We start from the raw sequence: 18840 nt of genomic DNA on the forward strand, positions 1-18840 counted from the left end.
CTTTGGCTGCACCCGCTGGTGGTGGAATTATGCTCTAAATAAGTCAATTGAGACTTACAAAGAAACTGGCAAAAGCCTTGGTCAGTCAGCACTTAATGCCTTACTACCTCAGCTCAAAAAAGAAACAGAAACACTCTGGTTGTCCGAATGTTACAGTCAAGTTTTGCAGGCAACGACGCTTAATCTAACCACTGCCTATAAGAACTTCTTTGCAGGTCGTGCCAGGTTTCCGCGTTACAAGTCAAAACATCGCAAGCAGTCAATTCAATATCCTCAAAATGTCAAAGTCCTAGAAGGAATTGTTCAGTTTCCGGGCAAAGTGGGCAAAGTTAAGGCTAAATTGCACAGAAATATAGAAGGAACAATCAAGACTGTAACAATAAGCAGAGATCCTTCTGGTAAATACTTTGCATCAATATTAACAGAATCTGAGGGTGAGAATCCAGCGCTTTCAACCGAGGGTAAAGTAATTGGGATTGACCTAGGGTTGACTCATTTTGCGATTGCCAGCAATGGTTGCAAAATATCCAAGTATGACAATCCTCGACATTTAGCCAGACACGAAAAAAACCTGAAACGTAAGCAGCAAAAGCTAGCTAAAAAACAAAAAGGAAGCAATTCAAGAAGAAAAGCCAGAAAAATAGTAGCTAAAGTGTACGAACGGGTTGCCAACTCCCGTCAAGATTTCCTACATAAATTATCAAGAAAGCTCGTCAATGAAAACCAAGTTGTCGTAGTAGAAAATCTTAATGTCAAAGGCATGGTACGCAATCATAATTTAGCTAAAGCAATTTCTGATGTTAGTTGGGGAACTTTCACTAATCTCCTAGGTTACAAGCTAGAGAAAAAAGGTGGTAAGTTGGTTGAAATTGACCGTTGGTTCCCTAGCTCTAAACTCTGCTCTAATTGTTATTACCAAATTGATAAATTACCGCTAAATATGAGACAATGGACTTGCCCTCACTGCGGTACTCGACACGATCGCGATGGTAATGCAGCAACAAACATTAGGGCGGCATTCGCCTGTGAGTACAGAAGCCCACGCTATAATCGCTTCGATTTAGCGTGGGTAGTTCAGTATCATTATTTTGTGTAAATGTCAAGAGTATAAATAGTTTTTTTAATAATTTTGCGATCGCCCTGCTGGGGAGATTTGGTCAGCGGGTTCATTTAAGGTAGAGGACTGGGATATGCGCGATCGGGCTTTTTGCCATACTACAGCCTTTCTCGGCAACAGTGCTGTACGGTTGGGAATGAGAAGGTAATGGGTAGAGTTATTTCCTAAATTTTTGATTGATAGGAAAACCGCAGATTAAGGCAGATTAACACAGATTAACGCAGATATTTTCAAGATATGTCTGTGAATGACAATCTGATCTGGAATTGATCGCCCCCGTACCTCACTCAATTGAGTTTTCGTAGGGTGTGGATCCATTTTTAATCTCTCTGATTCAATCGCCAATCTGATGGATCCGCACCTTAGTTGAGAGTTGAGAGTTGACAGTCTTCGTAGGGTGTGGATCCATTTTTAATCTCTCGGACTCAATCGCAAATCTCATGACGATCCACCTTACATAGCGCGTGGAGGAAACAAACCTCACAATTATTCAGTTTTTTTTAAAGATGGTGGATAGCGACACACCCTACTACTATAGGTTCATTGAATATTCGAGGTGGGTCGCTATTGAGATTGTCGGTTTTTTTTAAAGATGGTGGATAGCGACACACCCTACGACTGTTGCAAGAAACTGCATCAACCGAAGCTTGCCAATTTTTGGAATATCCTGGATTTGTGACATGAGTTCAGCCAATAGCATTCGATCGTCTCCTCGTCTGAGGATTATTGTTAGCCCGTTGACTCCTCTTTCAACAACACTTGTCCCATCCACACTGACCATACCATACTCAACATTAACACAATTATTCCTAGAGGTGGCACCAGACTAAGAATCCCCATTCCTAAGCCCAGATAACATAAGAAATTGGGTAGCTTCTGGCTTTTGAGTGCTGTCCAACTCATCAACAAAAACCACAAACCATCCAGGCTGATTGCCGCCACCGCTAGAATGCCAATCATGTTGTGGAGATGGTTACTAGATGATGCTGCTCGGTCATAGGTAGAAGCCTGGAAAATCGCATACAAACTGAGAATAGCATTACCGACTAAGCACAAAACGGAGAGGAAGCCAAACTTAGTTGCAACTGAGAGCAAGCCCGGAGTGTCACACTGTAAATAGTTTCCTAAGGCCAAAATCAGCACAGTAGAAATTCCTGCTGAGACCAACTTTAAGCCATCCTGGATCAGCAGCGGTGTAGGGTTATGGATTGCTAAGTCTATTAATTTACTCGGATCGGCGATCGCCGAAAATCCAATTAAAAAAATTACTGTAGCCAATGTTGCCATCACCACAATGACATTGATGAATGCCGCGATGCCACCCAGTTTTTGAAGGTGAGTCATAACTAAGCTCGCTTTTACGTAAATTACCTCGATGCTATTTAAATTGTCGGTTTTTTTTAAAGATGGTGGATAGCGACACACCCTGCGACTAGAGGTTCATTGAATATCCGAGGTGCGTCGCCCTGTTAGATTGTCGGTTTTTTTTAAAGATGGTGGATAGCGACACACCCTAGGACTAGCTATCTAGGAAAACTACCAATTAACAAATATGGCGGTATGAATCAAAAGGTAATCCCGTCCGCCGCTTGACATCAACAACTGATTTGTATGCGCCTTTGATCTGCCTTTCTCTAACTATTGTTTCCGCAACAACGCGATCTAAACCGCTTTGGATCAACTCTTCCGGCGAAAGAATATTTAACCGTTTCCAAGTAAATTGGGATTCTTTTTGATAATTGTAACTGAAGCAAATCATCGGGGCGATGCGTCTGACGTGACTTTCGGGAACTCCGGCGATTTCGGATAACTCTTCGGCGTGGGTAAAAAGATAGCCTTCGTTTTGCAAAGATTCAATATCGTTAGCGTAGACGATCGGCAAACCCAAGATTCTGACCATATCATCTTTGGTGCACTCGTTAATATCTATTTTGCCGCGCACGTTGGCTAATTCTTGGGCATTTGTCGCAGTTGCAGGAACCAGCAAGCCTCGGGGTGCGGTTTTGATGAGATAGCGCTTTTTCAAAGCAAAGGCTGTGACAATTTGAGCGATCCAAACGAGGGTGCCGAAATTAGCTGAAGAAGATAGCGCTAGTGCTGCTAAAGTAATGCCAATACCCCATCCCATCCAACTGCGAATATTTGTTTTTTGCCCTGCATAGGCGATCGCCAATCCGCCGAAATACGGAATAAAAGAATACCACACCCAGTTTGGAGTTTGACGCAGCCAGTATAACTCTTGAGACACTTTAGTTCTATCCTCTATCGACTGTTATTTGACTCTTATTTAAATCTCACCCTTTTCGTACATGACTTATGCAAAAAGTGGTTTGACACGCTACTCATAGGGGTAAGGTACTTGTGGGCGAACCCTACTACATATAAGAATTTGTGCGTAAATCCTGTTAACCGTGGATTCTCTTCTTCCTAATGACTAATGACTAATGACTACTGACTAATGACTGCTGACTACAATTCCCGCAGCAGTTTTTGGCGTTTTTCTTCATATTCTTCGGCGGTAATTGCGCCCATATCGTAAAGTCCTTTCAATTCTGCGATCGCCCCTGTGACATCTTTTGCCCCTCTGAGGGCATACCCAGACGGCAACATTCCGCCATTGTACTGTAGCTGAAAAGCTTGCTCCGACATCAACAGCAGCCCGATAAAATCAAAAAATGCGAATAGTGAAGGAATTAATGTCCAGGAAAAGAGCAAATAAAATACTCCTGCTACATTGTTCCCCAAATAAAATTTGTGGCCTCCGAAACCTCCGATAAAGAAAGCTACAACAACTGCTACGGTTCTATCTTTTACCATTTTTCCCTTTCCCCAGTTTTTTACTTTAACGAACGCGATCGACAACGAAGGCGATCGAGGCAAGCAATATTACTAATTTTTACTCATTTATTTGGGTTTTTGCGAAACTTGGACATCGCAAAATACAGCAGAACTATACCGGCTTGAGCCTGTAGAATGACCGAGTAGCCTCTCAAGAAATAATTGAGTTCGCTACCGGAATTGAAAGAAAATATTAAAATGCCTAGGGCTGCATAGGGTGTGAAACGCATCCAACTTGGCGTTCCCTCTAACTTGTGGCTGTTGAAATTGCTCATGGGGTTGAAACCTCATCCTTACTTAAAATTAACATAAAAATTAGCCGGATGGTCAAGCTCGGTTGGGTGCGATCGCCCGGGCTAACCTTCCATCGATCGACCCACAAGATATTACTTCCATCTTAAAACAAGTTTTTCCGTTAAAGTAAGCGACCGGGCGATCGCGAAATTCAACCTCAGCAGACAATGCCGGTAAATGTCACAAAAACCCGGTTAATTCACAATTATTAACAACCGCCCTAATTAACCCGCGCCGCCGCCCAAAAGAAACAGACTCAGGAGAGTTCCGCTATTCCAAAGACTGTGCAGAAGCATGGGGGCGAGGAGATTGCGCGATCGCGTGTACACAAACCCCAACACTGCGCCCAAAGTCGCCAAAGGCAGAATCTCAGAGACACTCAAGTGAGCCACCGCAAACAAGAAAGCCGAAGCTGCGATCGCCCCAGAAACAGGCAAATAGCGAGTCAGAGAAGGCAGTAGAAAGCCCCGAAACACGATTTCCTCAAAAACCGGAGCGGCGATCGCAGCAGTGCCGAAAAACACCGCCAGAGCCACGTTATCCCTACCTTCAAGGACGATCGGCAAAATCGGATTGCTGCCGCCTTGTCCCTGCCACAATTGCTGATTGATCAGCGACACCACAACCACCAAAGGCAAAGCCACAAAATAGCCGCCAAACCCCCACAAAAACCAATTTCCCCGCCAATCAATCCGAAACCAACCATCAGGTAAAGGCAAAAAAGACTTGACAGAAAAATACAGTACCGAAAGCCCCCCAGCCGACAGCAACAAATAAGTAGCAAAGATATAAAAAGCCTTTTCCCGCGGGTCAAAAGTAACAGGATTCAGTTTTAAAACAGCCAGAGAAACAGGCAGCAACAAATAGGGAATCAAGATTTGCCCGACAAAGAAAAACCCGACCACCAGCACCTGCCAAACAATCTCGCCATCCCAAGGCACATCCCAAGCCAAGCTAGAATTTCGCGCCAACAGCGGCCCAGAACTTGCCTTATCTAACTGCTGCCGCTGCAACAGCCACTGCACGATCAAACCAACCAGCAAAACCGTACCAATACAAAGTGCGATCGCCGGAACACCAACAACAACTGCCAACTTTTCTACAGCTTGCTCGGCCGTTACTTGCTCTGCAGCTTGCAGCGCCACCAGCTCCTTAGAACGTTCTTGCAGCTTGTAAAGTTGAGCTAGCGCGCGATAGCGAAACCAGCCATCCAAAGACTTTTGAATGCGCGGCTCTGCATCGGGCAAAAGTTGAGGCGGATTGCTCCAAATTCCCGTTAAAACCTGAGCAGTTGCCACGGAAGGATCGGCATCAATTTCATTTTTGTACCGCTCAACTACACTTTTCCAAGTTGGGAGCGCCTCCTCAGTTTTGCCGCTGGTAGCCTGCAAAATTCCCAATCGCAAGTCAAGTTCGTTTAGCAGCGCTGACTGTTGCTTAATTGACTCTGACAAAGCCTTATTTTGAGCAAAATTCAGAGTATTATCTTCAGACTTGGAGGCGATGGCAGACTGATTTTTTGTGAATTCTGCTTGAGTTGTTTCGAGAGTTTTTCGAGTCGAATCCCGCGCGTCTTTATACTGCGTCAAAGCTGTATTTAAAGGATCGGAACCGATAATATTGTTGCGCGCCGAACTTAAATTAGCACTCTGATTATTTTCTCCTTCCCACTCCGAGGCGTGCAGCAGCAAATTTGTCTGATAGAGTTCCAGCCGGCTTTGAATTTGCGGCTCATTCCAACTAGCAAGTAAAGATAAACCGACCAGGGCGATCGCGATCGCCGTTAAAATACCTAAAATTATCCGTTTCAGTGTCATTCCTGGTTTTCCGTCCCGCGCAAATCCGTGGCTAAGTCTTTCCGTTCTTTAATCATAGGTCGTTGCAGTCGAGAGTATCCCCCCAACTGGTAAAATTTCACTGGCTGATCTTTTTTACTTGCGTCGTACCCTTCGACTGGGTAAGGTACGCACCGGATTGGTCTACAGTTTGACGACTAAGCCTCGATCCCCCCTAGCCCCCCTTCAGAAGGGGGGGACAAGAGTCTGCTCAAAGTCCCCCTTATTAAGGGGGATGCGAGGGGGATCGAGACTACGGTAGAAACGAGATTTTTCAATGAGATCAGGCGTACACCAGCAGCCACGGACTCAGTAACAGGCTAAATCTAAAATCTAAAATCTAAAATCTAAAATCGAATGACCCGCATTATCTTAGTCCGTCACGGCAAAAGCACATACAATCAAGAACGCCGCATCCAAGGCCGCCTCGACAAATCAATTTTGACAGAAGCAGGCCGCGCCGGCGCAAAGCAAGTAGGCGACATCCTGAGCAGTATCACCTTTGATGCCGCCTATACAAGTCCCCTGCAACGAGCCAAAGAAACAGCCGAAATCATCCTGTCGCGCTTGACAAATCCGCCACAACTCCAACCAACCGATAAATTGATGGAAATCGATTTGCCATTGTGGGAAGGAATGCTGCGTCAAGAGGCGATCGACCAATTCCCCGAAGCATATCAGCAATGGCAACAACATCCAGACAAATTTTCCATGAAAATCCCTTCCCCCGAAGGAGAAATCGAACACTTTCCAGTATTGGCAATTTTTGCTAACGCCCGCAATTTTTGGCAAGAGCTGGTATCGCGCCACAGTTCTGGTACAATTCTAGTAGTAGGTCACAACGGAATTAACCGCGCCCTCATCGCTACAGCCTCAGAAATTGCCCCGAGTTACTACCAATCCATTCAACAGTCTAATTGCGGAATTAGCGTCATCAATTTTGGAACTTCTCCTGCAGCTAACGACGAGCAAACAGAGCCAAAACCAAAAATTGCAGTTCAATTAGAATCGCTAAATTTAACCGCCCATACCGGAGAAATCTTCCCGAAACCGAGGGACGGACACAGCGGCCCGCGCTTGTTGCTAGTACGTCACGGCGAAACAGACTGGAATAGAGCAGGTAAATTTCAAGGACAAATAGACGTACCGCTCAACGATAACGGCCGCGAACAAGCTCGGCAAGCCGCAGAATTTCTCAAAGATGTAAAATTAGATTTTGCCATCAGCAGTTCCATGCTGCGCCCGAAAGAAACTGCCGAAATTATTCTGAAATATCACGGCGATTTGCAACTGGAACTCCGCGACGAATTGCGCGAAATTAGCCACGGACTTTGGGAAGGAAAATTTGAATCAGAAATAGAAGCATCCTATCCGGGTTTGCTCGAAGAATGGAAAACATCTCCTGAAAACGTGCAAATGCCCGAAGGAGAAAATTTGGAGCAAGTTTGGAGTCGGGCGATCGCAGCGTGGCGAGAAATTGTAAAATCAGTTTCGGGTACAGGAATTGTAGTTGCTCACGATGCCGTCAACAAAGCCCTCCTCTGCCACCTATTCGGTCTAAAACCCGAACATTTCTGGAAATTCAAACAAGGAAACGGCGCGGTTAGCGTAATCGATTATCCCCACGGCCCCGACGGTTTGCCCGTATTGCAGGCGATGAATATCACAACTCATTTAAGCGGCGGCGTTTTCGATCAAACAGCAGCCGGAGCACTTTAATAGGTTTGTAGTGAGGACTTCAGTCCTCATGAAAATCAGAGGACTAAAGTCCTCACTACGAACAGGTTTGTAGTGAGGACTTCAGTCCTCATGAAAATCAGAGGACTAAAGTCCTCACTACGAACTTTATAACGGTTATGTTACGAGACATGAGATAAGTTCTGAAATGTTTAAACTTTTATGTTGGAATCTTAATTTATGACTCGCGAACTGCTACAAAATGTAAGGGTGCTAGATCCAGTTTCAAAGATCGATCGCACCGCTGATATTCTAATTACCGAAAATCAGATCGAAGCAATCCAAGAAAACATCACCGAAATTCCCGCCGACACCGAAGTCCGAAATTGCCGAGGACTAATTTTAGGGCCAGGATTAGCCGATATCTACAGTCATAGCGGAGAACCGGGTTTTGAGGAACGAGAAACCCTAGAATCCTTAATGCACGCAGCGGCGGCTGGCGGTTTTACGCGAGTGGCAATTTTACCCGATACCTCGCCGCCCGCGGACAATTTGGCCGGTTTAGCTTTGTTGCAGCAACACATCCGCAATTTGTCACCCGGGCTGCCCCGCTTGTATTTTTGGGGCGCTCTGACAGCGGGAGTTAAAGGGCAGCAGATGGCCGAGTTGGGGGAGCTGGCCTCCTCTCCGGTAGTGGGGTTTGCGGACGGTTTGCCGCTGTCTAATCCGGCTCTGGTGAGGCGTTTGCTTGAATATATCCAGCCTTTGAACAAGTCGGTGGCTTTGTGGCCGTGCGATCGCACTTTAGCCGGAAATGGCGCAGCGCGGGAAGGTGCAGTCTCCGTGCGCTTGGGTTTGCCGGGAATTCCCGCGAGTGCCGAAACATCCGCTTTGGCCGCAATCCTGGAGTTGGTGGCATCTGCGGGCACTCCGGTACACATCATGCGCGTCTCCACCGCCCGCAGCGTGGAATTGATTCGAGATGCTAAGGCGCGGAATTTGCCGGTGACGGCGAGTGTCACTTGGATGCACTTGCTGTTGAATGTCGGCGCAATTTCTGGAAACTCTCAAGATTCGGGCGGGAAAAACGCTCTAACGGCTTCGGTTCCTTACGATCCGAATTTACACCTCGAACCGCCGTTGGGCAATCGCAGCGACCAATTAGCCTTAATTCAAGCTGTGAAAGATGGGGTGATTGATGCGATCGCGATCGACCACAATCCGCGTACCTACGAAGAGAAAACCGTGGCTTTTGCTGATAGTCCCCCAGGGGCGATCGGCTTAGAATTAGCGCTACCTCTGTTATGGCACGGACTCGTAGAAACTGGTGAATTTTCCGCTTTAGAACTGTGGCGAGTGTTGAGTACAGGCCCCGCCGTTTGTCTCGGCCAAACCCCCGCTACGGTGGCACCGGGCGTCTCTGCTGAGCTGATTTTGTTCGACCCAGAAATGAGTTGGACGGTTGAGGGGCAGAGTCTGAAGTCGCGATCGGCAAACACACCTTGGTTGGGACAGCAAATAGCCGGAAAAGTTCTACAAACTTGGGTTTATTGACCGTTAGAAGGGAGAGGGGGAGAGTGGGAGAGTGGGAAAATTCCCAATTACCAATTACCCATTCCCAATTATATCATGTCCGGTTGATTACCATCACAAAAACAGTTTGATCGTTTGGACTTCAGTCCGCTTTATGCTGCGGACTGAAGTCCAAACGATCAAACCTTGCTTATTGGGGTCAATCGATCGGACATGATATTACCCATTACCATCAAAAAAAATCCGACTTACCCTCAGACAATATTGACTGCATTTCCTGAGAGCGTTTTAGGTAATTTTGCGCTACGCAATCTAGCGGATTTTTACGCACGCACTCAGCAAACAATTGTGCCGCTTCTTTATGTTTGCTCGCAGTGTAGTTCCACAAAGCTTCTAAAAATATATTAAAAGTTGCTAACTTCCCCTCCTTCACGAACGGCGGATCGGCATCAAATACTTCATGAATCGTCACCAACTCTGATTTGCCTTTAACTCTAACTCGACCAATATTTCTGATGGCATATTTCGGATATTCACTGACATTTAACTGTAAAAAAGTATTGTTAGTAATTAACATCGATACCCCGTAACTTTTGGTCATAGTTTCCACGCGGGAGGCTAAATTCACCGCATCGCTAATCACTGTACTGTCCATCCTCGTTGTTCCCCCAACTGTTCCCAGCATCAGGTTGCCCGTATTGATACCGATCCCAATTTTAATTGGTGCAAAGCCCTCATTAACGCGGTGTTTATTATAATCGTCGAGACGGTGCAGCATAGAAATTCCAGCATTCACAGCATCGCTGGCACTGTGACCGAACAAAGCCATAATTGCATCACCAATGTATTTATCAATAAAACCATTATTTTCAATAATAGTTGGCTCCATGCGGCTCAAATAAGAATTAATAAACTTGAAATTTTCCTGAGGAGTCATGCCCTCAGAAAGAGTCGTAAAATCCCGAATATCCGAAAACAAGACAGACATTTCTTTTTCCACGCTGTCGCCGAGTTTGATATCAACTAAGCTGTCACGGCCCAGCAGCGAGACAAATTCATTCGGCACAAACCGTCTCGCAGCATTGGTTAATTGTGATTGCAGTTCCAAGGCTAATTCTAACCTCTCATTCACTTTTCGGAGTTCGGCATTTTGTGCTGCTAGTTTTTTATCCTGACTGTAGCTGTGGACGGCTTCTGTCACCGTCAATTTTAAGTCTTCAGTTTGCCAAGGCTTGCCGATAAAGCGGTATAGTTTGGCGTGCTTAATTGCACTTCCCACAGCTTCAATAGTCGCCTGCCCTGTTAGCATCACCTTGAGAGTTTTCGGAGAGATTTCGTGAACCCGCCTTAACAATTCATCTCCTTTCATATCAGGCATCACGTAGTCCGAGATAATTAAGGGAATCTCTTCTCCATCGGCCATTAATTCAGCAACTAACTCTAGAGCATCCTCGCCTCCTTCCGCAATTTCAATTCGGTAAGTATTGCCTAAAGCGTCTTTTAATTCAGCTTTGAGGCTTTTGAGAACCGTGGTTTCGTCATCGACGCAAATAATCACTTGTTTGCTCATAGCGATAAAGCCGTTTTAATGGTTTCGATTAACTCTTCTTCCGACCAAGGTTTGTGCAAACAGCGGTGCAAGTCAGCTTCGTCAAAAGCTCTTTGAACAGCATCTTCATCTGCTTGACCAGTCAGCATCACTTTCACTATCTTTGGAAACTTTTTATGGACGCGAATGAGAAATTCATCTCCTTTCATTCCCGGCATCAACCAATCAGAAACAATCAAGATAATTGTTGTATCATCGTCATTAAATTCATCTATCAATTCTAAGGCCTCGGCTGGATTTTCTGCTAATTCATAAACGTAGGTATTGCCAAAGGCTGATTTTAGTTGAGTTTTGAGACTTTTCAAAACTACTTTTTCGTCGTCAACGCACAGAATTACCGGTTTAGACATATTTTTTGCTCAGAGCGATTGTTCGTTGTTGACTCTTGAATGTATCCCCTGATTTGTAGGGATCGCTGCCTGTAAAAACCCGCATAACGCAAGTTGCCGAAGCGATACGGGCAATGCTTGGCTACTTAGCTTATCCCGGATTGACGGGTATAGAAACGGTAAAAGTGGTTTTGCCAGGAACCGATGCAACTTCGATAGTCCCGCGATGTTTTTCAATGATTTTTCTGACAATATCGAGTCCTAAACCTGTGCCTTCACCCGGTGGCTTAGTTGTGAAGAAAGGCTCGAAGATTTGGGCAATAACTTCTTCAGGAATTCCCTTACCGCTATCGGTGACTGCGACTTTGACACGATTGCTTTCTTGAAAGACATCCAGAGTTAATGTGCCTTTATTGTCCATTGCTTGCAGGGCATTATGTATGAGATTTGTCCACACCTGATTTAGTTGATCGGGGTAGCAGAGTACAGGTTCAATTTGTTGGAAGTTTCGCAATACTTCTACCCCGTGTTTCAGGTTGTTTTGATAAAGGGTAAGTACGGTTTCTATGCCTTCAACTAAATCCGATTGAATCATCACTTCTGAAGAGTCATGCCGCGCATAATTTTTCAGGGCAAAGACGACTTTTGATGCTCGATCCGTTGCGGTATTAATTGTTTGGGTTCCGCGCTGGATTTCTGTGAGTTTGTAAGCCATGTCTAAGATCAAATCGCGCTCTGGTTTTTGCAGCAGAGACAAAAAGTCATCGGCTTCATAAATGCCCATGTCTACTAAGGTGTCGGCGATATCATCGGCTTCGTCAATGTTTTCATCTTCGAGTTGACCGACTAAAGTTCGCTTTAATTTCCTTTCTTCTTTGGCTGTCAACGTTATATCTTTTTGCAGCGATTGATTTAGTAACATGAAGAAAGTATCGGCTTCTTCGGGAGAAAACGATTGAAAAAGTGCAGGCAAGTTGGAGAGGGTTTGTCCCAAGAATTTGCTCATATTTCCGGCACTGGATCTTATCGCACCCAGCGGAGTATTTAGTTCGTGGGCGACTCCCGCCACTAATTGTCCTAAAGCAGCCATCTTTTCTGAATGAACTAACTCTTGTTGGGTGGTTTGTAGGTGGTCTAATGCTGTACTGAGTTCTTGCGTCCTTTCACTAACTTGAACTTCGAGATTGCGGTTGTATTCTGCTACTAATTTCTCAGATTCTTTGCGTTGGGTAATGTCTGCAAAAGCTGCGATCGCATAATTCACATTCCCCTTTTCATCATAAATTGGCGTTCCCCAAACTTCGATCGGAATAGTCCTGTTTTGCTGGTGAATTTCTATGTCGTCAGCGTTGACACTTGCCCCTCGAAAAGCACAAAGTATCGGGTCTTTTTCTTGAGGATAGATTTCCCCGCTATCGGCGAGATAAATTTGATATACCTCTCCAATTTCTGCGGATTTGATATCGTCAACTATACCTTTTCCAAGCAAGGATTGAGCCCGAGAATTAACGTAATAAGGTTTACCGCTGGGTTCTGCTACAAATATCCCGACCGGCACGGCTTCTAAAATTTGGTTGAGCCGACTTTTACTCTCGGATAATTCGGCGTTTAAATTTTGCATTTCCTCAAAAGAAAATTGCAGTTGTTCTGCCATACTTTTAAATGAGTTTGCAAGTTCGCCTACTTCATCATTGCGGTTTATTTCTACAGTTTTTCCCCACTTACCTTTGGTAATATTTTTTGCTGCTTCATTCAAATGTAAAATTGGCTTTGTTACCCATCTGGCTGTTAGTACGCCGACAATTATAGCTGCTGCAAAGGCTGCAATGCACAGCAAAACTGTAGTTTTGTTGTTGGCATTAATCTGTTCCAAGAAATCTGATTCTGGAATAATTACTACAATCAGCCAGTCCAAACCTTTATCATCTTTGAGGGGAGTAACTTGCATGAATTGTAGCTCGTCTTTAATGTTCAAGCTAAGCTGTTGGGTTTGCTGAATGTTGTTGAGGTTCCCAAAGTGTTCTTGCAGGTATTTAGTAGTGAGGCTGATGGCGGCGTTTTGGCTAGCCGTTGCCTGAATTCTTTCTGTATCTTCACCCTTGATTAGATATACCGGATCTTGAGTTGATGTCGTAATTAATTCGCCCGATCGCTCTATAATAAATGTCTGCCCAGATTTGCCAATTTTTAACTTCTGGAGGAACTCGTTAACTCGCGAAAACAGCAAATCAGTGCCGAAAATTGCCTGCAACTGTCCCGATTCGTCGTATAACGGTTGCGCCGCTGTAATTCCGAGTCCTTTGCTGGTAAAGTCGGCGTAAATTTTGCTCCAAGTTGCCGTTTGTGCTTCGCTTGCTGCTGTGTACCAGGGACGAATTCGCGGGTCAAATTTAGGTTTTACTTTAACTAAGTTAGTCGGTTCGCCCCGGTTGTTTGCAGCATAATAATTCATGTTGCCGTCTGTAAGTTCGCTGCGTTCTTGCAATAAAAAATTTCCCTCATTCGTGCGCCGCGCGGCAATAAAATCTCCGCCGGGAGTCGCAATATAGGTAACGCTTACTGTGTCAAAAGTTTGCAGTTGCTTCCAGAAGTGGCGCTGTATTCTGGGAGTGTCTTGCAAGTTGAGATCTCCGAGTTCAAAAGCATTGGCTTTGAATTGATTTAATTGGTGGGGAAATGTCATGTATGCTTGGACTCGTTCGGAGATGCGATCGCTAATTTCTTGCTGCAATTTGGTAGCAACTTCGTTAACAGCTTGCTGTCCGTTGCGAAATGACAAATAGCCCACAACTCCCACTGCTGCGAAGATTTGCAAGACGAAGGGAACTATCAGCACTGTTCGCAAAGGGAGGGAGCGAACTGCTTTTACCGCCTCTGAGCCACCAGATTTGGTTGGTTTTAAAACTTTGATGTTTGAGGGAGTAGTCATGCTTGGAAAAACTTGTTGCTTAGGAAATACTTTCTGGATTTAATTAGTTGCACCCAACAAGTTATGATTTGTTATTCCAGCACCCTGATTTTGAATTTAGCAGTGCTATAATACAGACCACGACTTTCCGCTGCATTATAGCAAATCCTGTGCAAACAGCGATCGCGCCATCTAATACTTCTTGATTGATTGTAGTGACAACTACTACTGTAGGTGGCCGACATCCACCTTAAAAATTTGGATGCCTACTCGCAAGCATCGCCAGACAGTATTTCCCTTTTCCTCAGTGCTGTCAAAAAAATGATGCTGTAAATCCGCAGGCAGTTCTCCTGGCGATCGCACCTACAAAAAATTTCACAAATCCTTGATATTTGCTATCAGGCTCGCAGTTTATTTGACAAAATGAATCAAAGGAAAACAACTGTAATTAATTTTACAACAAAATAGAGTGAATATCCGGATTTTTGGGAATTTGTTGCAGTTCCTGTCCTGGACGCAGAACTTCTAGATGTAGGGTGTCCCGTGCATCACCTTACTTGCCGCCATGAGTAGCGTGTAAAACCACTTTTTGGGCTGAGTCCTAAGTTGTTAAATTGTAGATGCGAGCTGAGCAGCAGCGTTGCCCCCGATCGCTCCCAGGAAAAATAAATATATCCTTGCCCCCCCCTAAAGCTACTTTTTTTTTGCGATAAAAACGGGAAAAACGTAATTATGTTAAAGGGAACTTGGGAGCGGATATCCAGATTTTGAGTGCAAAACAAACACTAAATATTCCGGATTTTTGACCTGAGATCTGAAATAAAGATATTCGTCTTTGGGAACACATACATTAGCAATTTGTCTTAATTGTTTAAGCCAATTGGCTTAAATTTGGCTTTTTCAGGTCGCTGACAGTAAAAAGGTGCGATCGCTCTGTGCAATCTAGCTCATACAAAATAAGATCGAGACTCGTGCGATGCGTGCAAGTGCGATCGCGAGACTCAATCAAAAAATTAGCGCCTCTCATGGTACAATCCTCTGTAATTGGCAATTTCACCTCGAAAAACACGCCTGCCCAGAAAACAACTCCCGCCGCCTTTTCGCCCCATACTTCGATCGATAGTCTCATCGCCAGAGACAATGTTTTGACCCACCAAGCCCAAAAAAAGGGGCAAATACATGACTGATGTTGTTCCTTCGTGGAATTCCCCACCGCAAAACCTCACATTAGACATCAACGAAATTCATGTTTGGCGGGTCTCTCTGGCTCAAACAGCGTCTTGCTTGCAGAGTTTACAACAGACTCTCTCTACCGACGAACAGACAAAAGCAGAGCGTTTCCACTTTCCAAAAGGTCGAGATCAATTTATCGTAAGTCGCGGCGCGCTGAGAGCAATTCTGAGTCGCTATCTGCACCTAAATCCCAGCCTTCTACGCTTTGAATACAACCCCTACGGCAAACCCTCACTCATCGTCCCCCAAGCTGGAGATACCCTGGGTTTCAATTTATCTCACTCTCACGAACTTGGAGTAATTGCAATTACCAAAAATCGAGATATTGGCATCGATATTGAACGCATCAATCCCAACTTTCCTTGTCTAGAAATTGCGGAAAAGTTTTTTTCACCATTAGAAAATACGGTGCTGCGTTCTCTCTCCGAATATCTCCAAAACCAAGCTTTTTTCACCTGCTGGACTCGGAAAGAAGCCTACATCAAAGCAGTCGGCAAAGGACTATCTATTCCCCTGAATCAGTTTGATGTCAGCCTCGCACCAGGAGAACCAGCAGCGCTGTTAAATGTTGAACAAAACCCCGAAGAAGCATCGAAATGGTCTTTAATTGAATTAATTCCAGGTTCAGATATGGTGGGCGCTGTTGCGGTGGCAGGAGATTGTATGAAACTTCATTATTGGGAGTGGACAGAGTAGTTTTGAAGTCCGGTTCGCAGTCAGGACTTTAGTCCTTCTTCAGGTTCGTAGTGAGGACTTTAGTCCTTCTAAAAAGGTTCGTAGTGAGGACTTTAGTCCTTCTAAAAAGGTTCGTAGTGAGGACTTTAGTCCTTCTTCACATTCAAAGAGAGGACTGAAGTCCGAACGATCAAACAGTTGTTTAGTGCAATACCTAAATGTTTGGCCAAGACTTGGACGTGAAGTGCGATCGCAAAGTAGTAATGCTTCCCCGGAATATTAATTAAGACTTGCGATCGCAGTTTGCTCACAGTCAGCCCCATAATTAATTCTTGCCTCATATTGTTTTCAGCCCAGATTTAATAATCTCAATTAATTCCGATTCCAACCAAGGCTTATACAAGCACGAATGAAGATTTGCTTCCTTTTTTACCCTCGCAATAGCAGCTTCATCAGCTTGACCTGTCAGCATTACTTTTACGATTTTCGGGAATTTTTGGTGGATGTGAATCAGCAGATCGTCCCCCTTCATCCCCGGCATTAACCAATCTGATACAATCACCAGAACTGGAGTATCATCTTCAGTAAGCTCCTCTAGCATTTCGAGAGCATCGAGGGCATTTTCGGCCAGTTCATAAGAATATTCAGTACCAAAAGCTGACTTGAGTTGCACTTTGAGACTCTCCAATACAGCGATTTCATCATCAACACATAAAATTACTGGTTTAGGCATTTTAACTTTAACAGGAAAAATTGTGATTTGGGAAGTGGGAATTGGGAGAAAGAGAAAGAAATAGCGATCCGTCGATCCGTAACACCTGTTTTAAAAAGGAATGCAACTGCATGCCCGCGATTCAAACCCTGATAGTCATCAGTCATTCCCAATCTAAAATCTAAAATCTAAAATGGTATGACTTCAGTTTCGTGCTACTAATTCCTCGGCAAATAAACTGTAAACGTGGTTTGTCCGGGAAGTGATTTTACTTCTATTTTACCTTGATGTTTGTCAATTATTTGCTTAACAATATGCAACCCTAAACCGCTGCCTTCCCCTAAAGATTTCGTAGTAAAAAAAGGCTCAAATATTTTCTGTTGAATGTCAAAAGGTATTCCTTTGCCTGTGTCAGTCATCGTAATCTTTATCTGCTCATCTTCCTCCATCGCATCAATAGTTAAAGTACCTTGATAGTCCATAGCGTGCAAAGCATTGTGGACGATATTTGTCCACACCTGATTGAGTTCGTCAGGATAGCAAAGTACAGGGGGTAGTTCTGGAAGGTTCAGCACTACATTCACTCGATTTTTGATTTGATTGTGATAGAGAGTCAACACCGTTTCGATGCCATCAGCTATCTTGGCTAAACTCCTCTCGCTCGACGGTTGACCTCCTGTGTATTCTTTGAGAGCAAATATTATTTTTGCCGCTCTATCTGCTGCTATTGCTATGGTTTGCATACCTCTTTGCATACCGGAAATTTTATAAGCACTGTCTAAGATATATAAACTATCAGGTCTTTTTAACAGTGGCAAAAAAGGCTCTATTTTGTCATAAATTCTCATGTCCACAATCGTATCAGCCAAATCCTCGGGTATTGCAACTTTTTCTGATTTAAATTGACTGATAAAAAGCCTTTTCACTTTGCGGTCTTCTTTGGCAGAGAAACTGGGTTTTTCTTGGAGCGACCTATTGATTAATGCTAAAAAACTTTCCGCTTCTTCTATAGATAAAGATTGAAACAGTGCTGGCAACTGCTGTAGAGATTGCTCTAAAAACTTAAAAATGTTTCCCGCCGAAGAGCGAATTGCTCCCAATGGAGTATTGATTTCGTGAGCAATTCCTGCAATTAATTGTCCCAAGGCTGCCATTTTTTCTGAATAAATTAGTTCGGTTTGAGTAGCTTTTAATTCTAGCAAAGTAGCATTCAATCTTTCATTAGTTTCCGCTAGCTCATCATTTTTTGATTGCAAATTCTTTTGCAGATTTTGTAAACTCAAGTGAGTTGCGACACGAGCCAAAACTTCTTCTACTTGAAAAGGTTTGGTAATGTAGTCTACTCCACCGACGCCAAAAGCTTTGATTTTATCCAGTACATCGCTCAAGGCACTGATGAAGATCACGGGTATGCCGCGAGTGCGATCGTCCGCTTTGAGCTTTTCGCAGACTTGATAGCCGTCCATCACCGGCATATTAATATCCAGCAAAATCAAATCCAAAGCAACGGTTTGGGCAATTGATATAGCTTGGTTTCCATCCCGTGCGGGTCTAACATTGTACCCTTGTTCTGTCAAAATGCCAGCGAGAAGGCGCAAATTAGCTGGAGTGTCGTCAACTACAAGAATATTCGCCGTTGGTGGGACTATTTGCTGGCTGCTCACGATCGCTTAAACTCTCTTGTGTTATTTTTTAGAGCTGTCAATTAAAATCACTATTTTACCGCAGTTGAACTGATTTGCCAAGATAGTCGCGACTTTCCCTCAACTGATACCAGTTCAAAAAAACAATGCCACTCTATGCGATATCCGAACCCTCATGCCAGTCATTACGAATCTCAAATCTCAAATCGAAAAATGGAAAATCCTATGAGACTGTTCTCTGAAGAGAGGACGCTAGGCACTAAACGCTCATCCACCCGGTGTATGACTGTATTTATTGTTGCTCAACCGAGGATTTTTGAAAGCAGCCTGGTTTCTCACTTATAGAACCCATTTGAGATCTTTGGGCGATAGCGTAGAATCAAGGCAGAGTAGGTGAATTTGAGTAAATTGAGGTGAGAAATGGGGTATTCAAGTGA

16 protein-coding genes are annotated in these 18840 nt (G+C 44.3%); 4 read left to right on the forward strand and 12 right to left on the reverse strand.

The window, feature by feature from the left end:
• Positions 1-1096, forward strand: a 1096-nt coding sequence (locus JGK39_RS26370) for an RNA-guided endonuclease TnpB family protein (RefSeq protein ID WP_293322488.1), incomplete at its 5' end; no start/stop codon positions are given.
• Positions 1097-1846: 750 nt separating this feature from the next.
• Here the strand turns inward: JGK39_RS26370 and JGK39_RS26375 are convergent.
• From JGK39_RS26375 to JGK39_RS26395, 5 genes are all read right to left on the reverse strand, one after another.
• Entirely contained in the window at positions 1847-2461 is a 615-nt protein-coding gene (locus JGK39_RS26375) for a hypothetical protein (protein ID WP_293259579.1), read from the reverse strand.
• Positions 2462-2660: 199 nt separating this feature from the next.
• Positions 2661-3365: a helix-hairpin-helix domain-containing protein gene (locus tag JGK39_RS26380; protein WP_293259582.1), complete on the reverse strand. Its 705-nt coding sequence runs from the start codon at positions 3363-3365 to the stop codon at positions 2661-2663.
• Positions 3366-3586: 221 nt separating this feature from the next.
• The gene (locus tag JGK39_RS26385; RefSeq protein ID WP_293259585.1) at positions 3587-3934 is read right to left on the reverse strand and encodes an NINE protein; all 348 of its coding nucleotides are present in this window, start codon (positions 3932-3934) and stop codon (positions 3587-3589) included.
• Between the two features lie 83 nt (positions 3935-4017).
• Complete coding sequence (locus JGK39_RS26390; protein WP_293259587.1) at positions 4018-4230, reverse strand: hypothetical protein; 213 nt, start codon at positions 4228-4230, stop codon at positions 4018-4020.
• 243 nt (positions 4231-4473) lie between these two features.
• Positions 4474-6066 (reverse strand): type II CAAX endopeptidase family protein, encoded by a 1593-nt coding sequence (locus JGK39_RS26395; protein ID WP_293259589.1) that lies wholly within the window; start codon positions 6064-6066, stop codon positions 4474-4476.
• Positions 6067-6441: 375 nt separating this feature from the next.
• Here JGK39_RS26395 and JGK39_RS26400 point away from each other — a divergent pair, with 375 nt between their 5' ends.
• Positions 6442-7803: a histidine phosphatase family protein gene (locus JGK39_RS26400; RefSeq protein WP_293259592.1), complete on the forward strand. Its 1362-nt coding sequence runs from the start codon at positions 6442-6444 to the stop codon at positions 7801-7803.
• Between the two features lie 198 nt (positions 7804-8001).
• The gene (locus tag JGK39_RS26405) at positions 8002-9315 is read left to right on the forward strand and encodes a dihydroorotase (RefSeq protein WP_293259595.1); all 1314 of its coding nucleotides are present in this window, start codon (positions 8002-8004) and stop codon (positions 9313-9315) included.
• Positions 9316-9526: 211 nt separating this feature from the next.
• Here the strand turns inward: JGK39_RS26405 and JGK39_RS26410 are convergent, their stop codons facing one another.
• From JGK39_RS26410 to JGK39_RS26425, 4 genes are all read right to left on the reverse strand, one after another.
• A complete protein-coding gene (locus JGK39_RS26410) occupies positions 9527-10864 on the reverse strand; it encodes an adenylate/guanylate cyclase domain-containing protein (protein WP_293259598.1) in 1338 nt (445 codons plus the stop codon).
• Entirely contained in the window at positions 10861-11253 is a 393-nt protein-coding gene (locus tag JGK39_RS26415) for a response regulator (protein WP_293259601.1), read from the reverse strand. The genes JGK39_RS26410 and JGK39_RS26415 overlap by 4 nt, the downstream gene beginning before the upstream one ends.
• A 130-nt stretch (positions 11254-11383) precedes the next feature.
• Positions 11384-14161, reverse strand: a complete 2778-nt coding sequence (locus JGK39_RS26420) for an ATP-binding protein (protein WP_293259604.1) — start codon at positions 14159-14161, stop codon at positions 11384-11386.
• An 850-nt stretch (positions 14162-15011) separates the two neighbouring features.
• Complete coding sequence (locus tag JGK39_RS26425) at positions 15012-15269, reverse strand: hypothetical protein (protein WP_293259607.1); 258 nt, start codon at positions 15267-15269, stop codon at positions 15012-15014.
• A 50-nt stretch (positions 15270-15319) separates the two neighbouring features.
• Here JGK39_RS26425 and JGK39_RS26430 point away from each other — a divergent pair, with 50 nt between their 5' ends.
• Positions 15320-16069, forward strand: a complete 750-nt coding sequence (locus JGK39_RS26430; RefSeq protein ID WP_293259611.1) for a 4'-phosphopantetheinyl transferase superfamily protein — start codon at positions 15320-15322, stop codon at positions 16067-16069.
• Positions 16070-16194: 125 nt separating this feature from the next.
• Here the strand turns inward: JGK39_RS26430 and JGK39_RS26435 are convergent, their stop codons facing one another.
• The 3 genes from JGK39_RS26435 to JGK39_RS26445 form a co-directional block, all read right to left on the reverse strand.
• Positions 16195-16389 carry a hypothetical protein gene (locus JGK39_RS26435; RefSeq protein WP_293259614.1) on the reverse strand — a complete coding sequence of 65 codons (195 nt, stop codon included), beginning with the start codon at positions 16387-16389 and terminating at the stop codon, positions 16195-16197.
• On the reverse strand, positions 16386-16781 hold the full coding sequence (locus JGK39_RS26440) for a response regulator (protein WP_293259616.1): 396 nt from the start codon (positions 16779-16781) through the stop codon (positions 16386-16388). Before JGK39_RS26440 ends, JGK39_RS26435 begins: the two co-directional genes overlap by 4 nt.
• A 197-nt stretch (positions 16782-16978) precedes the next feature.
• Entirely contained in the window at positions 16979-18424 is a 1446-nt protein-coding gene (locus tag JGK39_RS26445; RefSeq protein ID WP_293259618.1) for a response regulator, read from the reverse strand.
• Positions 18425-18840: the final 416 nt, after the last annotated feature.

The sequence above is a fragment of the Microcoleus sp. PH2017_12_PCY_D_A genome, assembly GCF_020738565.1.
GTDB lineage: Bacteria > Cyanobacteriota > Cyanobacteriia > Cyanobacteriales > Microcoleaceae > Microcoleus.